The organism is Fictibacillus nanhaiensis (assembly GCF_042686385.1).
GTDB lineage: Bacteria > Bacillota > Bacilli > Bacillales > Fictibacillaceae > Fictibacillus > Fictibacillus nanhaiensis.
This window is the reverse complement of sequence record NZ_JBHUPF010000006.1, coordinates 2,719,735-2,738,901: the sequence shown is the minus strand read 5'-3', so window position 1 is coordinate 2,738,901 and position 19,167 is coordinate 2,719,735. Positions and strand designations below refer to the sequence as shown.

At 39.7% G+C, this 19,167-nt stretch carries 24 protein-coding genes and 1 riboswitch; of the genes, 18 read left to right on the top strand and 6 right to left on the bottom strand.

Annotated elements, in window-relative coordinates:
* Window positions 1–40: 40 nt before the first annotated feature.
* On the bottom strand, window positions 41–1,342 hold the full coding sequence (locus ACFS5O_RS17655; RefSeq protein ID WP_205725786.1) for a purine/pyrimidine permease: 1,302 nt from the start codon (window positions 1,340–1,342) through the stop codon (window positions 41–43).
* A 229-nt stretch (window positions 1,343–1,571) separates the two neighbouring features.
* Between ACFS5O_RS17655 and ACFS5O_RS17650 the strand changes: the two genes are divergently transcribed.
* Both ACFS5O_RS17650 and ACFS5O_RS17645 read left to right on the top strand, forming a co-directional pair.
* Complete coding sequence (locus tag ACFS5O_RS17650; RefSeq protein WP_205725787.1) at window positions 1,572–1,832, top strand: hypothetical protein; 261 nt, start codon at window positions 1,572–1,574, stop codon at window positions 1,830–1,832.
* Window positions 1,829–2,086 (top strand): flagellar biosynthesis anti-sigma factor FlgM, encoded by a 258-nt coding sequence (locus tag ACFS5O_RS17645; RefSeq protein WP_066392646.1) that lies wholly within the window; start codon window positions 1,829–1,831, stop codon window positions 2,084–2,086. The genes ACFS5O_RS17650 and ACFS5O_RS17645 overlap by 4 nt, the downstream gene beginning before the upstream one ends.
* Before the next feature lie 3 nt (window positions 2,087–2,089).
* Here ACFS5O_RS17645 and ACFS5O_RS17640 read toward each other — a convergent pair whose 3' ends face one another.
* Window positions 2,090–2,497 (bottom strand): phage holin family protein, encoded by a 408-nt coding sequence (locus ACFS5O_RS17640; protein WP_318300182.1) that lies wholly within the window; start codon window positions 2,495–2,497, stop codon window positions 2,090–2,092.
* Window positions 2,498–2,706: 209 nt separating this feature from the next.
* Between ACFS5O_RS17640 and ACFS5O_RS17635 the strand changes: the two genes are divergently transcribed.
* The 6 genes from ACFS5O_RS17635 to ACFS5O_RS17610 all read left to right on the top strand — a co-directional run bounded on the left by ACFS5O_RS17635 (window position 2,707) and on the right by ACFS5O_RS17610 (window position 7,326).
* On the top strand, window positions 2,707–2,991 hold the full coding sequence (locus tag ACFS5O_RS17635) for a hypothetical protein (RefSeq protein WP_205725788.1): 285 nt from the start codon (window positions 2,707–2,709) through the stop codon (window positions 2,989–2,991).
* A 168-nt stretch (window positions 2,992–3,159) separates the two neighbouring features.
* Complete coding sequence (locus ACFS5O_RS17630; RefSeq protein WP_205725789.1) at window positions 3,160–4,269, top strand: GGDEF domain-containing protein; 1,110 nt, start codon at window positions 3,160–3,162, stop codon at window positions 4,267–4,269.
* A gap of 105 nt (window positions 4,270–4,374) precedes the next feature.
* Window positions 4,375–5,406: a YkvI family membrane protein gene (locus tag ACFS5O_RS17625; RefSeq protein ID WP_205725790.1), complete on the top strand. Its 1,032-nt coding sequence runs from the start codon at window positions 4,375–4,377 to the stop codon at window positions 5,404–5,406.
* A 68-nt stretch (window positions 5,407–5,474) separates the two neighbouring features.
* A complete protein-coding gene (locus tag ACFS5O_RS17620; RefSeq protein ID WP_205725791.1) occupies window positions 5,475–5,798 on the top strand; it encodes a nucleoside triphosphate pyrophosphohydrolase in 324 nt (107 codons plus the stop codon).
* A 256-nt stretch (window positions 5,799–6,054) separates the two neighbouring features.
* Window positions 6,055–6,852 carry a DeoR/GlpR family DNA-binding transcription regulator gene (locus ACFS5O_RS17615; RefSeq protein ID WP_205725792.1) on the top strand — a complete coding sequence of 266 codons (798 nt, stop codon included), beginning with the start codon at window positions 6,055–6,057 and terminating at the stop codon, window positions 6,850–6,852.
* A gap of 297 nt (window positions 6,853–7,149) precedes the next feature.
* Complete coding sequence (locus ACFS5O_RS17610) at window positions 7,150–7,326, top strand: hypothetical protein (protein WP_205725793.1); 177 nt, start codon at window positions 7,150–7,152, stop codon at window positions 7,324–7,326.
* Window positions 7,327–7,667: 341 nt separating this feature from the next.
* On the opposite strand, the gene ACFS5O_RS17605 is transcribed toward ACFS5O_RS17610, so the two are convergent.
* Window positions 7,668–8,696 (bottom strand): YecA family protein, encoded by a 1,029-nt coding sequence (locus ACFS5O_RS17605; protein WP_205725794.1) that lies wholly within the window; start codon window positions 8,694–8,696, stop codon window positions 7,668–7,670.
* A 196-nt stretch (window positions 8,697–8,892) separates the two neighbouring features.
* Here ACFS5O_RS17605 and ACFS5O_RS17600 point away from each other — a divergent pair, with 196 nt between their 5' ends.
* Complete coding sequence (locus tag ACFS5O_RS17600) at window positions 8,893–9,798, top strand: DUF4349 domain-containing protein (protein ID WP_205725795.1); 906 nt, start codon at window positions 8,893–8,895, stop codon at window positions 9,796–9,798.
* 130 nt (window positions 9,799–9,928) lie between these two features.
* On the opposite strand, the gene ACFS5O_RS17595 is transcribed toward ACFS5O_RS17600, so the two are convergent.
* Window positions 9,929–10,159, bottom strand: a complete 231-nt coding sequence (locus ACFS5O_RS17595) for an IDEAL domain-containing protein (protein ID WP_233096397.1) — start codon at window positions 10,157–10,159, stop codon at window positions 9,929–9,931.
* Window positions 10,160–10,528: 369 nt separating this feature from the next.
* A riboswitch (TPP riboswitch) is annotated at window positions 10,529–10,633 on the top strand.
* Window positions 10,634–10,720: 87 nt separating this feature from the next.
* Here ACFS5O_RS17595 and thiD point away from each other — a divergent pair.
* The 9 genes from thiD (at window position 10,721) to ACFS5O_RS17550 (ending at window position 17,018) form a co-directional block, all read left to right on the top strand.
* Window positions 10,721–11,545, top strand: coding sequence for a bifunctional hydroxymethylpyrimidine kinase/phosphomethylpyrimidine kinase (gene thiD / locus ACFS5O_RS17590; RefSeq protein WP_205725796.1), 825 nt, complete (start codon window positions 10,721–10,723; stop codon window positions 11,543–11,545).
* Entirely contained in the window at window positions 11,532–12,434 is a 903-nt protein-coding gene (gene thiM, locus ACFS5O_RS17585) for a hydroxyethylthiazole kinase (RefSeq protein WP_318300183.1), read from the top strand. The genes thiD and thiM overlap by 14 nt, the downstream gene beginning before the upstream one ends.
* Window positions 12,431–13,105, top strand: coding sequence for a thiamine phosphate synthase (gene thiE, locus ACFS5O_RS17580; RefSeq protein ID WP_205725797.1), 675 nt, complete (start codon window positions 12,431–12,433; stop codon window positions 13,103–13,105). The genes thiM and thiE overlap by 4 nt, the downstream gene beginning before the upstream one ends.
* Entirely contained in the window at window positions 13,106–13,624 is a 519-nt protein-coding gene (thiW, locus tag ACFS5O_RS17575; protein WP_318300184.1) for an energy coupling factor transporter S component ThiW, read from the top strand.
* A 66-nt stretch (window positions 13,625–13,690) separates the two neighbouring features.
* Window positions 13,691–13,933 carry a hypothetical protein gene (locus ACFS5O_RS17570; RefSeq protein ID WP_379839495.1) on the top strand — a complete coding sequence of 81 codons (243 nt, stop codon included), beginning with the start codon at window positions 13,691–13,693 and terminating at the stop codon, window positions 13,931–13,933.
* A 194-nt stretch (window positions 13,934–14,127) separates the two neighbouring features.
* Window positions 14,128–14,715 (top strand): winged helix-turn-helix domain-containing protein, encoded by a 588-nt coding sequence (locus ACFS5O_RS17565; RefSeq protein ID WP_205725799.1) that lies wholly within the window; start codon window positions 14,128–14,130, stop codon window positions 14,713–14,715.
* Window positions 14,708–14,917, top strand: a complete 210-nt coding sequence (locus tag ACFS5O_RS17560) for a hypothetical protein (RefSeq protein WP_205725800.1) — start codon at window positions 14,708–14,710, stop codon at window positions 14,915–14,917. Before ACFS5O_RS17565 ends, ACFS5O_RS17560 begins: the two co-directional genes overlap by 8 nt.
* Window positions 14,871–15,515, top strand: coding sequence for an ATP-dependent Clp endopeptidase proteolytic subunit ClpP (gene clpP, locus ACFS5O_RS17555; RefSeq protein ID WP_205725801.1), 645 nt, complete (start codon window positions 14,871–14,873; stop codon window positions 15,513–15,515). Before ACFS5O_RS17560 ends, clpP begins: the two co-directional genes overlap by 47 nt.
* A 264-nt stretch (window positions 15,516–15,779) precedes the next feature.
* Window positions 15,780–17,018: an MFS transporter gene (locus ACFS5O_RS17550; RefSeq protein WP_205725802.1), complete on the top strand. Its 1,239-nt coding sequence runs from the start codon at window positions 15,780–15,782 to the stop codon at window positions 17,016–17,018.
* A 92-nt stretch (window positions 17,019–17,110) separates the two neighbouring features.
* On the opposite strand, the gene ACFS5O_RS17545 is transcribed toward ACFS5O_RS17550, so the two are convergent.
* On the bottom strand, window positions 17,111–17,962 hold the full coding sequence (locus tag ACFS5O_RS17545) for a DUF1206 domain-containing protein (RefSeq protein WP_318300185.1): 852 nt from the start codon (window positions 17,960–17,962) through the stop codon (window positions 17,111–17,113).
* A gap of 19 nt (window positions 17,963–17,981) precedes the next feature.
* Complete coding sequence (locus ACFS5O_RS17540; RefSeq protein WP_205725803.1) at window positions 17,982–19,070, bottom strand: AI-2E family transporter; 1,089 nt, start codon at window positions 19,068–19,070, stop codon at window positions 17,982–17,984.
* Window positions 19,071–19,167 lie beyond the last annotated feature (97 nt).

Here is a 19,167-nt window from a genome sequence, read left to right as displayed (position 1 = left end):
GGGCTCCCTACATTGAGGGAGCCCTTCTGTGTTACACACTTTAGCCTTCTTTCTCGACATTAACGTGTGAATTTCTACGCTTATAAAACTGTTCAAGAATCATACATGTGAGCATACCCATGATCAGTCCATTACTTAAAAGAGTTACAATAATATTTGGCCATTCTTTTAATGCGGCAGCAGGAATAAAGAGACTTCCGAATCCAACCATTAAGGATGTACTAATAATAAAGAGATTATTTTCCGATTTCAACTCTGATTTATATTCTTTGAATGCTAGACCGATCATACTTGAAAAAGGAAGAAATATCGTTGCATATCCTACCGGAGCAGGAATACCTGCAAAGAAAAAAGTAAGTGGTGGAAGAAAACTAATCAAGATAATAAGAGCGTTACCAATGATGAATGCTAGTTTGCTGAACATTTTTGTCGTTAAGATGAACCCAGCGGCACCTGAGATCGGTACACTTGCAACCGCTGAAAATAGACCTGCTATCCATGTGTTTATCCCCATCATAATGGATGAACGATTGTAATTAATAGGCTCGTAATCTTTTTTTTCAGTTTCATAGGCTTTTTCAACGACGTTAATACTAGCTACCATATTAGTAAGTAAGAGCATCCCTACAAATAGGGAAGTTATGATCGTTCCGGAAGATAGTTCTGGCATTCCCCAAGCTAGCATTTCTGGAAAAGCAAAAGTTGTATGACTATGCATCGTTTCTTTTGTTAAATTAAAGAGTTTAAAAAGTCCCCAACCTAGCAACAAAGAGATCAAGATGGAATAGCTTCTTAACCATTTCACACGGGATTTGCCAAGCACGATGGACAAAACTAAGATGAAGAGTGATGTGAGAGCAACTTTGCTATCTGCACCTTCCTGTAGATAGCCAATACCGAGCATACCTTTAATAAAAGAACCGCTCAATTGTGAGACGAGAAGGATCAAGTACGTGCCGGTCACTAAAGGCGTAAAGAGAGCTCTTACTGAACTTATGATGCGAAACATGCCGAGCAGTAAAAAAAGAACGCCACTGATCAGCATTCCAGCTGTAAGTTGCTGTAGCCCATCAGCAACGGTTAGTGCCCCAGAAGCTACAATTCCTGCATATACGGTAAAAACACCCCACCATAAACCAGCAGGTCCTTCATTGATCGGAAGCTTATGACCGAACAATGCTTGCAAGATCGCAGACACACCAATGATTAGAAATGACCGCTGTAATAGATCGGCCGTTTCTGCTTGTGTCATTCCAAACGCATCACCGATAGCGATGGGAGCTACTAAACTACCAGCAAGGATGAACACCATCCATTGAAGAGAAGAAAACGTTAATTTCATGTAAACACCTTCTGTTATGTATTTCGTTACTTCTTATTATAGACCTTTCGTTTGTTTCGTAGAAAGGAAAGAGGTTTATACATGTAGATATAGCGGGTAAATTTCACTATACCAAGATCGTATAACGAGCGAACATTAAAAAAAATTGCTTCGTATACCCTCAAAAAAGAGAAAGTCGCCGAAACGTATAGATACAGGTTAAGACGACCACAAACAAAGGACGATTCTAATGATGCATAAACTTACACATGATGATGTCATTCAATGGTTAGAGAAACATCTATTAGACTTTGAACAGTTTACGCCTTACTTGTTTACTTCACAGTGGATTCATTCTTTTTGTAAGGATAAAGAGAACGGAAATGAGTTTGAAGTAAAATGGGATACATCAGGACAAGAATTGTTCTTCAGACTGTTGGACAACTTGGATTATGATGATCAATGGAAATGGCTAGGCACATTTCAATATACAGAAGAGGTGAAATCATGAGAATTGATGGACAACAACCCGTTCAGAGAAAATATGATGTGAATAAAGTGTATCAGCAGCCTTCTGTAAAGCCGCCATCATTTGCTAAAGACGAATTATACATATCTAACGAAGCAAAAGTGCTGCATGAAAATGCTCAATTAAATATAAGGGAACAAAAATTATTAGATATTAAAAAACGCATTGATGCTGGTGAATACCAGATCGATGCGCAAGCGATCGCAAAAAAGATCTCACAATTTTATTCGAATTAAAGATTACTTATTCTGATTGTCGTTTTTCTGTCTTAACAGAGAAACGGCATTTTTTATGAACTCAGGAATGGGAACGTTCATTCTTCCTGCATTCTCAATGATTGATAACAATTCATTAGATAAATAAAAAAAGATAGTAGCGGAATGAATGTAATTACCACCGAGCAATTGGTCGAGAGAATGCGCCGCTGCGACGATCGCGAATATAATCATTTTTTTAAGTATCCCTCTAAAACCTTCTTTGCTGTTCAATCTACCTTCGTAAGCTGAAGCTGCCATACCTGTTAAATAGTCTAATATCACAAATAAGATAAGCGTCTTAAACAACATCCCGGGTGTACCAAATAAGAAGCTAGCCACTGCTCCTAATGATACGACAGTCATATTGTATAGCATGGACCATTTTTCCACTTCTTTTTCCCCCTTAAAAAACTACAATTTCTATAGTATATGATTGTCCGAGATAACTCGTTTTGGCGATTACCTACTACTTGTCCCCTAATTTTTAGAAGCTTTATTTCAAATGTGTTAAATAGTCAAAAAATTTAAAAAATAAAGAGTCAGACATGCACTATATCTGTTACAATGAAACAAATCCGGAAAGGGAGGAAAGAAATGCAATGAATAAAATTACGTTAGGCTTGCCTCCACATTGCCACAAAGTAACTTGTGACGGAAGAATGATTAAAATCAAAGACTCTGGTAACAACAAATGGGCGTTCCCGCTCTCAGGGACTGAAAATGCAGTTGTTGATCAAGTGAACGATGAGACAGGATTATTAACTATCCATGGTAAGGATAAGATTCTTGCGACACTTGAGATGCCCATTCGTTTTTGTGAAGTAGGCAGAGGCTGGTTGCTTGATAAACTCCCAAAAAAGAAACGTGTGAAAATAAAAAAATAAACATTGAGAATAGGCGCACAGCAGGTCATCTTGCTGTGCGTTTTACATTTTATATGTGTTCCATCATTTATAAAAAGAGCCATGATAAAGAAATAATTAAGAAATCAAATGGGAAGAAGGGAAAAAATGTTATAATGATTTTTGATACGTGTAGATGAGGTGAATGTATTGGGGAAAAAACACCTGCCTGCACACTTAAATCACATCGCCTGGAATCGAAAAATATTAAATGTATTTTGGGTTGTCATCTTTGTGTCAGTGTGTGTAGAGGTCATTAATAGTTGTTTTACATCTAGACCATTAGAAGAATTTATTGAAATGTACATTGTTCTACCAACTATCCTTTTAATCTTTATGGTGAGTTTTGCTGAATGGAGTTTTAAAAAGAAAATAAAATACATTGATACCATCATTATTTGGACAGCAAGTATGTTCTCCGCTATCTTGATCAGTGTTCATTATGAAATGTATGTTTTGTATACGAGCCTGTTCTTTCCTATGTTAATTTCAACGATTTATTTTAAAAAGAAAAAAGTGTGGCTGTCTTTTGCTCTTAACACACTGACCTATCTCTTGCTTTCAACTTTCCATCCGGTCTTAAAGACGATGAATGATCTGATGGATCAGATCTCCATGATCTGCATTCTCTTAACCTCAACAGCGATCTGTATTGGAATCATGAGTAGAGGGTATGAGATGGTAAAAGAACTTAACAAAGCGCAGGCAGATCATCAAGATTTAATGGTTAAATCAACAATAATGGAGAAGCAAGTGAAAACAGATGCATTAACAGGTTTGTATAATCACATGGCCTTTTATGAATATATGGATGTGCTGTTGCTTCAAGCCGAAACGTACCATTATCCGGTTCATCTAGCGGTAATGGACATAGACAATTTTAAGAAAATTAATGATACTTATGGTCATGGTATTGGTGATATCGTTTTAAAACGAATCGCGAAGGCTATAAAAGATAATGTGACTACAGATGATTTCGTCGCACGATACGGAGGAGAAGAGTTTGTAGTGATCTTAAATGATATAAGTGAAGAAGAAGCATTTACGTTATTAGAGAAGGTACGATTGGTCATACAGAGGTTAGAACACCCGGAAGTGAAGGAAGAACACATAACGATCAGTACGGGGTTACAAACGTACAGAAGAGGCATGCATAAACAAGCATTCTTTGAGGGTGCCGATAATAGCTTGTACGTCGCAAAAAGGCAAGGAAAGAATAGGGTCATTACCGAAGGATACAGTGAAGCCATACATATTTAATAATTAATCTATCGCAGCAAGAGAAATCTTGCTGCTTTTTCTTTTTCTTCTAAAATCCTTGTCCATGCATATGTTTGTAAAAGATATGGCCATGGAGGTGAGGGCATGAGTAGTCGATTGAAACAAATATTGCAGATAGCCGCCACTTACATCGGCACTGTTGTAGGTGCTGGATTCGCTACCGGAAGAGAAATTGTTGAATTTTTTACTAGATACGGAACAGCTGGTTTTGTGGGAATCCTGATCAGTGGTTTTCTTTTTATCGTGATTGGTACAAAACTTATGATTATGGCAAAGCGGCTAGGTGCAACCTCATTTGATGAGATGAATCAATATTTGTTTGGAGGGATTGCATCAAGAATCGTCAACGTATTAATGTTGATCATGCTCTTCGGAGTAACTGGAGTGATGTTATCAGGAGCTGGAGCCTTGTTTTGGGAACAGCTGCATCTTCCTCTTCAATTAGGAATCCTATTAACGTTACTCGTAACCTATTTCGTTATGAAAAAAGGGATAGAGGGAATTCTTTGGACAAACTCCTTGATCGTACCCATCATGATACTCTTTTCTATTGTATTGTCGGTATCGATGTTCGATCCTTCTGCAGGAAGGCAGTTAATTGTCGAACGTGACTTTGTTGGTGATTGGAGATGGATCGTAAGTCCGTTTGCTTATGCAGCGTTTAATTTAACTTTGGCGCAAGCCGTTCTTGTTCCACTATCAAGAGAAGCTAAAGATGAATCCGTTATCAAATGGGGCGGTTTTTTAGGAGGGCTAGGATTGACTTTTATTCTATTAAATAGCCAGTATGTGCTCTATTCTGTTCCACGTGTGATGAGTTATGAGATTCCAATCGCTGAAATAGTTGGCGGTCTTGGTGTAGTGGTCCATTATATTTTTGTCTTCGTCATCTACGGTGAGATCTTCTCAACACTTATCGGAAATCTCTTTGGGCTTGCAGGAGCGTTGCAAAGGAATGTTAGATTATCCAATCAAGTCATTTTGATCGCTTTGATGACAGGGAGTTACTTGTTAAGTCAAGTAGGCTATTCTGAACTTCTTCATTACTTATATCCGGTATTTGGTTTGATCGCCATCATATTTTTAGGAGTTGTTTCTGCTAAAAAACTAACTTGATGCATATCGTTTTATATAAGAATGTTTTTTTTGAGGTGCTGTGAAATTGCTGGAAGGGAAAAAAGCCAATGGCGTATTACAATAAATTAGTGAGAGACAAGATACCAGAACTGCTCGAACAGGCGGGGAAGAAGGGAACTTTTCGAATTCTTGGAAATCAAGAGTTCGAAAGTGAACTTAAGAAAAAGCTTGCCGAAGGTGTAAAAGAGTATCGTGAAGCCAAAAGTGAGATACATGCAGCAGAAGAGCTGGCAGAGCTGTTTGAAATCTTAATAGCGTTAACGAAGGTGCATGAACTTACGCTCAGAGAACTGGATGAGATCAGGCAGGAAAAGGCTCGAAAACACGGCCGTTTCCACGAGCGCCTCTTCTTGATTAAAGTTGAAGACTAGGGAAGACTAGGGGTCTGACCCCTGACAAATACAAATTTTACGAATTTGTATTTGTCAGAAGTACAAACTCGAATACTTTTCTTTAGAAAATCTATTCACCTACAAATTCTGGCTAAAACAAGCTACAGTTATGCTTGTTTTAGCTTTTTTTATTTTAAAACAGGAAAAAACATGCAAAAAATGATTGACGAACTAGCATGAAACAGCATATGATTAGTGTACCACGTGGAAATAAGAGGTAACGGAGGAGATAATTATGTTTTCTGAAGAAAGAAGGGAAAAGATTTTAGAAGTGCTTAAGAACGAAGGAAGAGTACTTGCAAAAGAATTATCAGATGCCCTCCAAGTTTCGATTGATTCTATCCGCCGAGACTTATCATCTCTCGAGGATAACGGGCTGCTTAAACGAACTCATGGTGGTGCGATTCCTGTAACAGAAGTAAACAAAAGACCTTCATCAAACGAAGTTCGTTTTGGAGAAGGATCCAAGTATGAGAGAGCCATTGCGAAGGAAGCTGTAAAGTACATCAAAGAGAACGATACCATTTTTCTAAGTGGAGGAGGCATGCATCATGAAATTGTAAAGAACTTGCCTCAGTACCGTTTAACGGTTGTGACCAACTCACTCGTAACAGCAGATGCACTTCGCGAGAAAGAAAACATCGATCTTTATGTGGTCGGTGGAAAAGTAAAGAGATCAGGTAATATGACAGACGCTTTAGTAACCAATCTCATCAGTCAGTATTCTTTTGATGTTTCATTTGCTACAGGTGGTGGTATCTCTGAAAGAGGAATAAGTACGGCAACACCAGAAGTAGCTGCTTTTATGAGTGCTGTTGGAAAAGTCTCTCGAAAAGTCATTGGTGTATTTCCTCATTACAAAATAGGAGTTAACGCTTTTGCAAAAGTGGGTCCTGTTACGAATGTAGATGTTGTTATTACAGATGATGATGCATCGAGAGATCATCTGTCAGCCATTGAACAACAAGGAGTTTCTGTCGTTATTGCTCATTCAGATTTTAGCCATAAGCGGCCAGCTTCAAAAACAGAATAATTTCCTTAAACAATAAAAAGACCTCGGGTGTGGAGGTCTTTTTATCATTCGTTCATCTTTAGGGCGAGACTCTCCGACTTCTGAAGATAAAAACACGAGAGGTCCACCAGTTTCTATTGATCCATTCTTTAATCCTAGTAAGTTGAACTCAAGCTTAGATTTGGTGTTTTTTAAAAAAAGGCAAATACCTATAAAATAGTGTCAGATTATATGACACATCAAATGTTCTAGTGGTCAGATTATCTTATCCTTAAGACAGAGGGTGGTTCAGAGAATCAATTTCGAAATGAGGTGAACATGATGCTGCATTCTTCTCATTTTTCATCAGAAGAAAAGCTTATGATTCGTGAACTGAAGAAGAAGATAAGGAAAGAATCAAATGTAAAAGAAAAAAAGGAGCTTGAACGCCAGCTCAATCGTCTTATTGAAAAAGCTTTTATAAACAAACAGTTATTACGAAGAAAGGAACTATAAACTGTATCAATCTGTAGAAACACGTTTTAAAAAACTGGATTAACTGTCTTTTTTTCATAGGAGTGACATTCTATTTATGTATATGTCAAAGTGACAATAGTCTTTTCCAGATGGACGTATCTATTTGTTATTTTTGCGATCCTAGGCTCTTTGTATATTGTAGTCTTAACGATAATCAATGATCCTCTGGATTGTTTTACAGCAATTTTTATAACAATTGCGGGACTTCCCGTATATTATTGGCTAGAGCGTAATCATAGACAAGACTCCTTTTAGAGAGGGTCTTGTTTTTTATATAGAAAACCCACCTGAGGCAGCAGGCGGGTTAGTGGAAAAAACGTTTATACGCTTAATAATTCTTTCATCTCACGATATCGTGAGGATAGACTAGCAGGTGAAACACCATATTTTTTAGCTGTTTCTGCTTGAGTAGAAGCGATTCCTCTAATATCTTTTGACACGAGATAGTCAAGGGCAGCCGCGTAAATTTCTTCTTTACGAATTGCAGGTTTGCTTTCTGTTACGTACTCACTCCAAAGCTTTTCTGCTTCTTCTACAACTTCTGTCTCGGCATTCGCTTTAACAAGTTCAGTTACAGCATTGTATTTTTCGTCTTTTAAATCTGTTGCTTCTGCTGCTTTTTCTACTTTAGTAGAAGTAGTGTCTGTTGCCTTCTTCTCTGGTTGAGATTGAGGAACACCAGCACTAATATCAATCAAAGCGAGCTGAAGAACAGCAGGGAATTCGTTCTTGAACGTTTCTTTCGGATCTTGTTGAGGCTTGATCTTTTCTATCGCTGCTTTTAACGGCGGAAGTTCAGTCATCGGCATCTCTACGTATCCAACATAAAACTCATGGTTGATTCCGTTTGAAACGAGTGTTCCAAGTAAAGCACTTTCAGTTTTTGGCTTTTCAGCAGCATTGATCGTTACATCATACACGGCTTCAGTCCAAATATCCTGTACGGTAAAGATGAATCCAGTTTTTTGCTCTAAAACTTTATAAAGCGATGGTGCAGCTTTTGTCCAGCCAGCTAGAATTTCCGCTACTTCTGGTTTAACAGAATCCTTCACTTTTTCTACATAAAGTTGAACAGGCGTCTTATTATCCTTAATCTCTGAGCAGAAAATCTCCCAACAAACCGCAATGTTTGCGTATGTTTGTTCTTGCTCTTTAGCAACCGGGTGCTTTTTCACATACTTAGAAGTACGTGCAGCTAAATCCTGTTGATAGTTCTCTAGGGCATATTTGATGAGTCCTTCTTGATGAAAGGATACTTCACGTGTTTGCTCTTCTTTATGTAAGCAACATTTTTTATATTTTTTTCCGCTGCCACAATAGCACGGATCATTTCTTCCTATCATTGACATGCTATTCCTCCAGTAAACCACTTACTTATCCTGTACATACTAGCATAAATCGGTTTTTTTTCAAACTACAAATCATCAGACACTATTTTATCATAAAAATGTCGCAGAAAAAATCATTCAATAGGTTGGTTTTTTTTAGGAACTGAAACCTTTTACTTATAAAAAACGTCTAAGCGAAAAAAGGGGGAATTACGTTATGTGGAAGAGATGGAAATTATGGGTATTTATTGTTGTGCTTTTATTAAGTGCATGCAGCAGTGACAGCAGTTCAAAAAGTGATAAAGCTGTAGACCGAGATAGTGGCAGCAAGTCAGAAGAAAAAATGGACACCTCTACAGAAGAAAGTCAGAGTGCTGAATCAGAAAAAGGCAAAGAAGAGTTACAAATGAAGAACGAAAGAAAAGTGATCTATCACGCTGATATAGAGATTACAGTGGATACATTACAAACTTCGATGGAATCCGTTCGGAAAAAAGTAGAGACTTTGGGCGGATATCTGGTTGAATCGAATACCAGTACAGGAGAGAAAGATTATCAAACTGGTATGATGGTTGTTCGTGTTCCTATGAAAAGTTTTCGCCCTTTCTTAGCTGATATTAGAACCTTAAGTAAAGGTACTCCACAGGAAAATATTCGCGGGGAAGATGTTACAGAAGAATACGTAGATTTATCTTCACGTTTAAAAGCCAAACAACAAGTAAGAGAGCGGCTAGAAACTTTTATGAAGAATGCACAAAAAACAGAAGATTTGTTAAACATATCTGAAGACTTATCTACAGTGCAGGAAGACATTGAACAGGTAGAAGGACGTTTGAACTTTTTAAAAAACCAAAGTGACTATTCTACAATTACGATTCAATTTGGAGTAAAACGTTTAAAGGCAGAAGAACTTCAAACAGAAGGCTTAAATACATGGGCAAAAACGAAGGTCCTTTTTATGGATACGATGAACTTCTTAATGTCTGCTATATCTTTTGTTGTAGTGAGTTTATTGGGCCTCGCGCCAATCTGGGTGATCGTAGCCATTGTGATTTATGTGTGGTGGTTAAAGCGGAAAAAAGAGCAAAAGAAAAAGCCGGAATCACCGACAACTTTGACTTAAAAAGACGTTTTAACTTGTCAGTAGCGGGGACGTCAGAAACACCCTCTGCAGCACGGATGATTCCTCCGTTGGCTGAAAGGGTGTTTTGGCTTTTACGGCACCTTTTTAAGGACTGTGCCGCCTAAAAGCACTAACTGAGAAACGCTTTGTACTCTGCGCTTAATCTCATAAATCGTTCTTTATCTTTTGTATCCAAGGCAATGTCGATTTCTCTTTCGTAATACTCTTTGTAATAATTGTGAAGGGCCTCATCTAGTACCATTTGGGCAATAAGGCTGAAGGCAAATGGGTCTCTTTTTTGTTGTTTGTATTGCACCATCTCATTTTGGTTCTTGTTAAAAGAAGCGTTTTTGTCTTTCATCCTGTTTCCCTCCTTATATTATCTCCCTATCCAATTAACCTTTTATGTTTCTAGGTTTCTACTAGTATACTGAGCAAGATGCCTAATGACAACCATTTTGTTTGAAAATTCAGAAAAAATTTCTTTATTGCTTCTAAAGTACCTTTTTTTCACCACCTTATGGAAAAAATGTTAATGATTTGTAATTTCTATTTCTGGGTTACATCTTTTTGTTACAATTGTTTAATTTCTATGTTTTTTATGTTGTAATCGTGTGTTAGTTATTATTTCCCCGTATTTAAAGAGGATTAAACTTTTTGAAACCGACAACTCTAAAAAATATTGACATTCTTGTTTATGTATGAGTAGGATTGTGTTAACTCAATATTGTCATTTCGCTAGGGGTGCTTATTTTAAGCTGAGAGAAAGTTATGCTTTCGACCCTTTGAACCTGATCCAGTTCATACTGGCGTAGGGAAGCGGTGTGGATCTATTACAGTTTCCTATATGATATGAAATGTAAAGCCACCCGCTCATTAGCGGGTGGCTTTTTTTGCATAGGATCCTAGGAGGTACATGAATATGGGAAAACTGATTAAGGTAAGTAAAGCCCTTACGATCGCTGGGTCAGACAGTGGCGGTGGTGCTGGCATTCAGGCTGATTTAAAAACGTTTCAGGAATTAGGTGTGTACGGGATGTCGGTTCTTACGGCGGTCACTGCTCAGAATACGACAGGTGTCCAAGGAATATTTCCAGTCCCAATAGAAGGTTTAGAAGCTCAGTTAGCATCAATAGGGGCTGATCTAACACCTGATGCGATAAAGACTGGAATGCTTTTTTCAAGCGAGTATATCGAGAGAACCGCATATATGATAAAGAAGTTCCAATGGGAAAACGTCGTGGTCGATCCAGTGATGATTGCAAAAGGAGGGGCTACCCTGTTAGGTGAGGATGCACTTCAGGCGATGAAAACATATATGCTGCCACTCGCAAAGATTGTCACACCTAACATTCCTGAAGCCGAAGCGCTCACAGGAATAAAGATAGACAGCAGTGAAGCAAGAGAAGAAGCGGCGAGAGTTTTGTATGAAGCTGGTGCTGATCATGTGGTAGTTAAGGGTGGACACTTTGGAAATGGTGAATATGTATCAGACCTGGTCTTTAATGGAATCGAAATGGTTGAACTTACAGAAAAGCGAATTCAAACGAAAAATACACATGGTACGGGCTGTACCTTTTCAGCGGCTTTAGCGGCAGAGCTTGCTTCTGGTAAAAAAACAGAGAATACGATAGTGAGTGCAAAAAAATATATACAAACCGCTATCGAACACGGAATCGATGTTGGTTCAGGTCATGGACCGGTCAATCATTTTGCATATAGGAGAGTTCCACATGAACAATACTAGAATACAAGAATGGAAAACGTTCGTTTCACAGATTAGAGAAGAAAAGCCACTCATCCATCATATAACGAATAACGTGACAATGAACTTTCTAGCCAATGGTGTCCTCTCAGCCGGAGGAAGTCCGATGATGGTGCACGATGCACGAGAAGTGGAAGAAGCAGTAGGGGCTGCAGATGCGTTAGTGTTGAACATCGGTACATTGGATGGAGCTACAGCGGAATCTATGATACTCGCTCTTCGTAAAGCGATGCTTGCAGAAGTACCGGTAGTCCTCGATCCCGTAGGAGTAGGCTTAACAGCTTTCAGGCAAGAACTTGTAAAGAAACTATTATTAGAATATTCAGAATTTAAGGGGGTCAGACCCCAAACAATTCTGACAATTTGCGGAAACGCTGCTGAGATGCAGTTTTTGGCTGAGGGTGCATGGGAAGGAAAAGGGGCAGATGGTGAATTGGCTACCTCTGAAGACGATTTGATCAAGCTTGCATCTGCAGCAGCGAAGCAAACGGGTTGTCTTATTGCAATGACAGGAAGTAAGGACGTTATTTCAGATGGCGATAGGGCTATCGTGCTTTCTCATGGAGATCCTATGCTTTCCTATGTTACAGGTACTGGATGTTTTGCTACCTCAATGGTAGCTCTTTACCAAGCGAATCAGAAACAAGAACTCATAAGTGAAAAAGTTGACCTGCCAGTTTTAGAAAGAACGGCTCTCGCCATTTTGATGCTTACTAAAGCGGCTGAAGAGGCGGTGAAAACGGCCAAGGGACCTGGAAGCTTTCAACAAAATCTACTTGACCAGCTTTATTGTTTAGAATCTACTCATGAGATATTTCATGAATCCATTCAGTGGAAAGATCATGTGCTGAAAGAAGGAGTGAATCGATGAATACGCAAGAGATGTCACGCTTACAACAAGATTTATCGCTCTATTTTGTAGCAGGAACGATGAACTGCCATTCCCCAGAAGAATTTTACCGTATTCTGAAGCAAGCGGTTCAAGGAGGAATTACCGCCTTTCAGTTTCGTGAAAAAGGTGTTAACTCATTAAGTGGTCAGAAACAGTTAGAGATGGCAAAACGTGCAAAGGAAGTTTGCCACAAACATGATGTGCTATTTATCGTGAATGATGATCTAGATTTGATGAAAGCTGTTGGTGCAGATGGTCTTCATGTTGGCCAAACAGATGGTAATCTAAGAGATATTCGTAGAGAAACAGAAGGCAAACTTCTAGGTGTTTCCGCTCATACCCTTGCTGAGGCAAAGGATGCCATCGTACACGGGGCAGACTATATTGGTGTAGGACCAATCTATCAAACGCGTACAAAATCTGATGCGAAGAAACCTGTAGGTGTAGATTTAATCCTAGAACTTCGCAGCAATCATATAAACGTTCCACTTGTTGGAATCGGGGGGATTACGCTCCAAAACGCCGGTGAAGTGATTAAAGCGGGTGCAGATGGTGTGGCTATTATTTCTGCGATAAGTGGGGCAGTTGATCCTTCTTCCGCTTCAAGTAACCTGCTTCAAATTATTTATACGGCGAAAAGAGAATCGTAAATGAAGATTTCTGTACAAACACTTACTCTCATGGCTATGTTGGTCGCGATCGGGACAATCTGTTCCCATTTGTTTTATATTCCTGCTGGAGTAGCAAAAGCGTTTCCTGTTCAGCACGCGATTAACGTAATGGCTGGTGTGATGTTCGGCCCCATCCCCGCGGTAATTGTAGCATTTAGTATCGGCTTGCTGCGTAACTTATTTGGAATCGGCTCACTGCTGGCGTTTCCAGGAGGAATGATCGGTGCATTTTTAGCGGGTTACCTTTATCAAAAAGGAAGAAAATATACGTTCGCAATAATAGGAGAATGGGTTGGAACAGGAATCATAGGAGCGACTATAGCGGTGCCGATTGCTTCTATTTTCTTAGGATCAAAAACCGGTGCATTCTTTTTTATAACTCCTTTTTTAGTCAGTTCATTAGTGGGTGGAGTGATCGGATGGGTGGTTCTCCGTATTCTTCATAAAAATGCTGCAGCAAAAAACTGGCTAGGATCGAACGAAGAAAAATCTCTGTGAAAATATGCACCGGATAGGCTCTCACGCCGTACACTGTACGATCAACCAGTGAATTGGGGGGCCGATATGATGAAAAAACGTCCAAAACCCTGGGTGTATACAGAGATGGTGCTTATGTTTTTTGGATTACTTCTTGCTATTTATAACGGAAAGACATGGGAAAATCCCACCCTGTTATTTTCCATCTTAATGGTGATCTTTATCTTTCGTGCGGTTGAACGGAAAATTTTCAATCAAAAAACCGAGTTTTGGTTGAACACAGGGATGGCTATGGTCTTTTTTATTCTTGGAATCGTACCGTTCGTATAAACTGAATAATGAGCTAAAGCAGGCTGAACTGACAATCAGTCTGTTTTTTATTTTTAGGCAAACGTATATTTTTTTCAAATCTTTGACAAAATGATGTTTAACGTAATAAAATAATTTTACGTAAAGTTATATTTTTACGTGGAGGCCATACACTATCGTAAAGTGAGGTGATGAGAGTGAAGAGGGATCAAAGCATGCCAGAGACGTTTATTGTCACAGAACCAGAACAAGCAGCTGCACTTTTACATCCAGTAAGATCTGAACTCATAAGTCTGTTAAAAGAGCCGCGTTCTGCGACGGAGCTATCAAAAAGAATGAACGATTCCGCTCAAAAAATTAATTATCATCTTAAAGCACTGGAAAAAGTGGGGCTTGTGGTACGCGCAGGTACAAGGAATGTTCGAAACCTTGTAGAAGTTCTATATGTAAGTGCCGGCCGATCTTTTTTATTGTCAGATTCACTAGGTCTATCTGCTGACACCGTCAAAAAGCTTCAGGATCAAACCGCTCTTGCTCATGTATTATCCCTTACAGAGAAGATCAAGCGAGATGCGATTTCTTTAATGGAGCAATCGGAGGAAGAAGAGATACCCAGCGCTGTAATGGAAATGGAACTTGCCCTTTCTGACAGGGATCACCGCAATGCTTTTTTGCAGGAATATGCAGATATGCTCACCACTCTCATACAAAAACACCACAGACCGAACAAAGAGAATGCGAGAGTGTATCACGTTTCGATGGCGATGTACCCAAAACCTGAAGGAGGCGGCCAACGTGAATAAGAAGAGCAAAGGTACTGTTTTCCCAATCAATCCTGAATCGACAAATGAGGATACAAACATCATTCCTATGAAAACGGAAGTACAGGTTCAAGAAACAGAAACGGTGGAGGAGCCAGCTAAGATTATTTTTATCACATCAGGATTTGGAAAAATACATGTTTCACCAAAAACCAATACAAACCCAATGGCAATTGCAGCCTAACGAGGAGGAAAAACAGATGAATCTAATCCCTATGGTAGTAGAGTCTACAAACCGTGGAGAGCGTTCTTATGATATTTATTCACGTTTGTTAAAAGATCGAATCATCATGCTTGGAAGTGCGATCGATGATAACGTAGCGAATTCTATCGTTGCTCAGTTACTCTTCTTGGCAGCAGAAGATCCGGATAAAGATATCTCCATCTATATCAACTCACCAGGAGGTTCTGTTACGGCAGGGCTCGCGATCTACGACACGATGCAATTCATTAAACCAGATGTTTCAACGATCTGTATCGGCATGGCAGCGTCTATGGGAGCTGTCCTCATGGTAGCGGGTGCAAAAGGTAAACGATACGCGCTACCGAATGCAGAAGTGATGATCCACCAGCCTTTAGGAGGAACACAAGGGCAGGCATCAGATATGGCGATACACGCGAAACGCATCTTGCAAACTCGTGAGTTGCTGAATAAAATCATCTCTGACCGTTCGGGCCAGCCGATCGAGAAAGTTGAAAAAGACACAGATCGTGATTATTTCATGTCTGCAGAAGAAGCATTAAAATACGGGATCATTGATAAAGTGATCGAGAAGATCTAATAGAAGACAAGAGAGAAGTGCGAGGAGGCCAGCCGTTTTTTAACGGCTGGCTTTCTTATGTGCTTATGGTGTTTATAGGGGTCAGTCCCCAAACTATTTATTTCCCGTGTTGTTTTACGTTTTCTCCACGGGTGTTTGCGTCATTTTGAACACCGAACGAATGCCATCTCGTTTCTTTAAAGTGAAATATGGTAATCTATTGTAAGTTACATAGATGAAAAGTGTGTATGAGCTTGTAATGATAAACGAAAGAAGGAATGAGGCATGTCAGCTCCAACAGGTAAGATAACAGATACTTCTATCCAACAACAAAAAACGATCTATTCAATTCTTTTCGCCATAAGTTTTGTCCATTTATTAAATGACTCTATGCAGGCTGTTATTCCGGCTATCTTTCCGATATTAGAGAAATCAATGAATCTTTCTTTTACTCAACTTGGATGGATCGCCTTTACTTTAAACATTACATCTTCTATCATGCAGCCAGTGATCGGTTGGTATACGGATAGAACGACATCACCTTACATACTTCCGGTAGGTATGATGGCGAGTTTAATCGGTATGCTTGGGATTGCATTTGCAGATTCTTTTTACCTGATCATCCTTTCAGTTATCGGAATCGGTTTAGGCTCTGCTGTGTTCCATCCTGAGGGGTCTAGAGTCGCATATATGGCAGCTGGAAACCGTCGAGGGTTAGCTCAATCCATCTATCAAGTTGGAGGGAATACGGGCAGTTCTCTTGCTCCTGTGATGACGGCACTCGTCTTCGTGCCTCTCGGACAGTTTGGAGCTGTATGGTTTACTTCGCTAGCGGCTATCGCTATTTTTGTATTGTTTTATGTTTCAGGCTGGTATGCTAGACAACTCGTGCATTTTCCACGTGTTCAAAAGCAAACTGGGGAAAAGAAGAAGATCGATAGAAAACGAAAAAAACAAGTTGTTGGTGCGATGGCATTACTTGTCTTTTTAGTGTTTGCTCGTTCATGGTACTTTTCTGGAATCGGAAACTATTATCAATTTTATTTGATCGATGATTATGGGTTAACGATCAGACAAGCTCAAGTTTATTTATTTGTTTTTATGGCCTCCGGTGTACTTGGAACATTCTTTGGAGGACCGATCGCAGACCGGTTAGGAAAACGGAACATGATCTTTTGGTCGATGGTGGGTACAGCTCCACTCGCTCTCCTTCTTCCACACGTAGGACTGTGGGCGGTTATTCCTTTGTTCTTCTTGATCGGTTTCATCTTGAATACGAGTTTTTCGGTGACAGTCGTGTATGCTCAAGAACTAGTACCAGGCAGAATAGGCATGGTATCAGGTTTGATCGTAGGACTTGCCTTTGGTATGGGCGCGCTCGGATCGGTAGTGCTCGGTAAGGTGGCTGACGTTACAAGCATCTCAAACACGATGTTCTTGATCAGTTTCTTACCGTTAGTCGGACTGTTAACGGTCATGTTGCCAACAGATAAAACGCTTGAGAAATGGTCTTCTGGGGTCTGACCCGGGTCAGACCCCCAAAAAAGACATCATCACCATTATGTCTTTTCCACAAACACAAAGGCCCCGGTCTCTTTAGAGACCGGGGCCTTTGTTCAGTTATTCAATCGGCGATACCGGGCACTTGCGAACATGAATATCCCATACGCAATAAAGCCTAGCGATACGATGGCGAGTAGTAAGGGACCAAACGGCTGTGCTGCAAGTTCTAAGAGTGCACCATCCAATCCGCGTGTCTCTTTTGGATCAGCTAGTATCGCCGTGCGAACGAGAAAGAACGCAATAATCATAAAAACGATTCCCCTGGCTGCCATTCCGAATGTTCCAATATAACCGCTCCAACGCCACTCTTTTTTGTTCATTTCATTTTTCTTTAAATCGCGCTTAAAGCGGTGTGTGAACGCTCGGAACATGAAGACGATGCCTGTAATCGCAAAAATAATACCACCGATCGCGACCAATAGCTGACCGAATGGCTGTGAGAGCATCTGTGCGGAAAGCGTTTGGTACGTCTCATCAGAAGACTTTGCTCTGGCACGAAATAAGATGCGTAGGGAGCTTATACACATTGCGATATAGATTCCTGCTATGATTAAATAATTTAACCGATTAAACCACCTTTTCCAATGGTGGTTGACACATTCAGGATCGAATAGCGCTTTTACGATCTGCCAAAAAGCAAATGCACTCAAGCCTAAAGAAAGGGCTATTAAAAGGATAGGACCAAAAGGCTGTTGAGCGATTGTATAGAGTGCACCGTTTGAACTCGCTTCATTTGGGTGCTTACCTATCGACATGATTAGCGCGAGAATGCCGATGATGATGTACACGATACCTTTTGATAGATAACCGATACGAGCCGAACGGTGCACCCAAGGGCGATAGGATTCGAAATGACTTTTCATTTTATCTTTAAAAGTTGGTTCTTTTACAAAAGGCTGTTTCACGATAAGCACGTTTCTCCTTTCAGAGTAAATTACTTCTAGTCTCAGGTGGGTTATATAGCAAGTAAATTCGATAAACGTTACTGATAATCGTTTTTAAAACAGCATAAGTAGGAATAGCTAATAATAGACCTATGAATCCAAAAGCTGCGCCAGCCATGAGTACGACTAGAATGATGGTGAGCGGATGGATACGAAGCTGTTTTCCCATGATTTGAGGAGACAGTACATTTCCTTCTACTTGTTGTACAACGAGTGTGACGATGGCAACTTTTACTGCCATAAAAGGGTCTTGGATCAAAGCTACTAAAAGAGCAGGGAATACCCCGATGAACGGTCCTAAAAAAGGAATGACATTCGTTAGGACGGCAAACAGAGCAAGTACTAGAGCAAACTTTAATCCGATCAAGAGATAACCGGCATACATGAAGATACCGACAAAACATGCTACAAGAACTTGACCTTTTATGTAGGAGGACAAGGTAGAGTCTATATCTCGTAAAATCGCGGCAACTTCATACTCCATGTGATGAGGGGAAAACCTTAAGAAATATTTAAAAAATTTCTTATCATCAAGCAACAAATAAAAAAGAATAAAAGGGACCACTAACAATACAAGAGCAATATTCGTTAATGTTGCTACAAGGGCAATCACATCTTTTGAGACGGTACTTGTAAACTTTTCTAATCGTTGTGTGGCAAGTTTTGTTATCTGTGTGCTATCGATGAACGATTTTTTGCTGCCCGTAATCATCGTTCCTGTTTTTTCAGTAGCTTCACCTATCTTTTTCGGGAAATCGTCGGTGATATTCGTAAGCTGATCTGCTACAACGGGGACGGCTAACGTGGCAATACCTGAAACGGCTAGGATCAATCCGACCATCACCACCAGTATGGCTACAAATTTAGGAACTTTTTTCTCTATCAAAAAACGTATGACTGGTCTCAGCAAATAATAAAGCAGCCCTGAGATAAACAAAGGGAAAAAAACACTCGATATTACGAGATAGAGGAAGTCAAGCAGATAATCGATCTTTCCTAGTAGATAAAGGATCGTTAACAGTAAGACGGAACCTGCTGCGTATTTGAAGAATGAATGATGATACCACATTAAATCTGACCTCCATTTCATATTAGTAGTCTTTTCCCTTTTTAATAATCTGTAATCTTATTTTGATAATAAATTAATTGACATTTTCTAAGAGCGC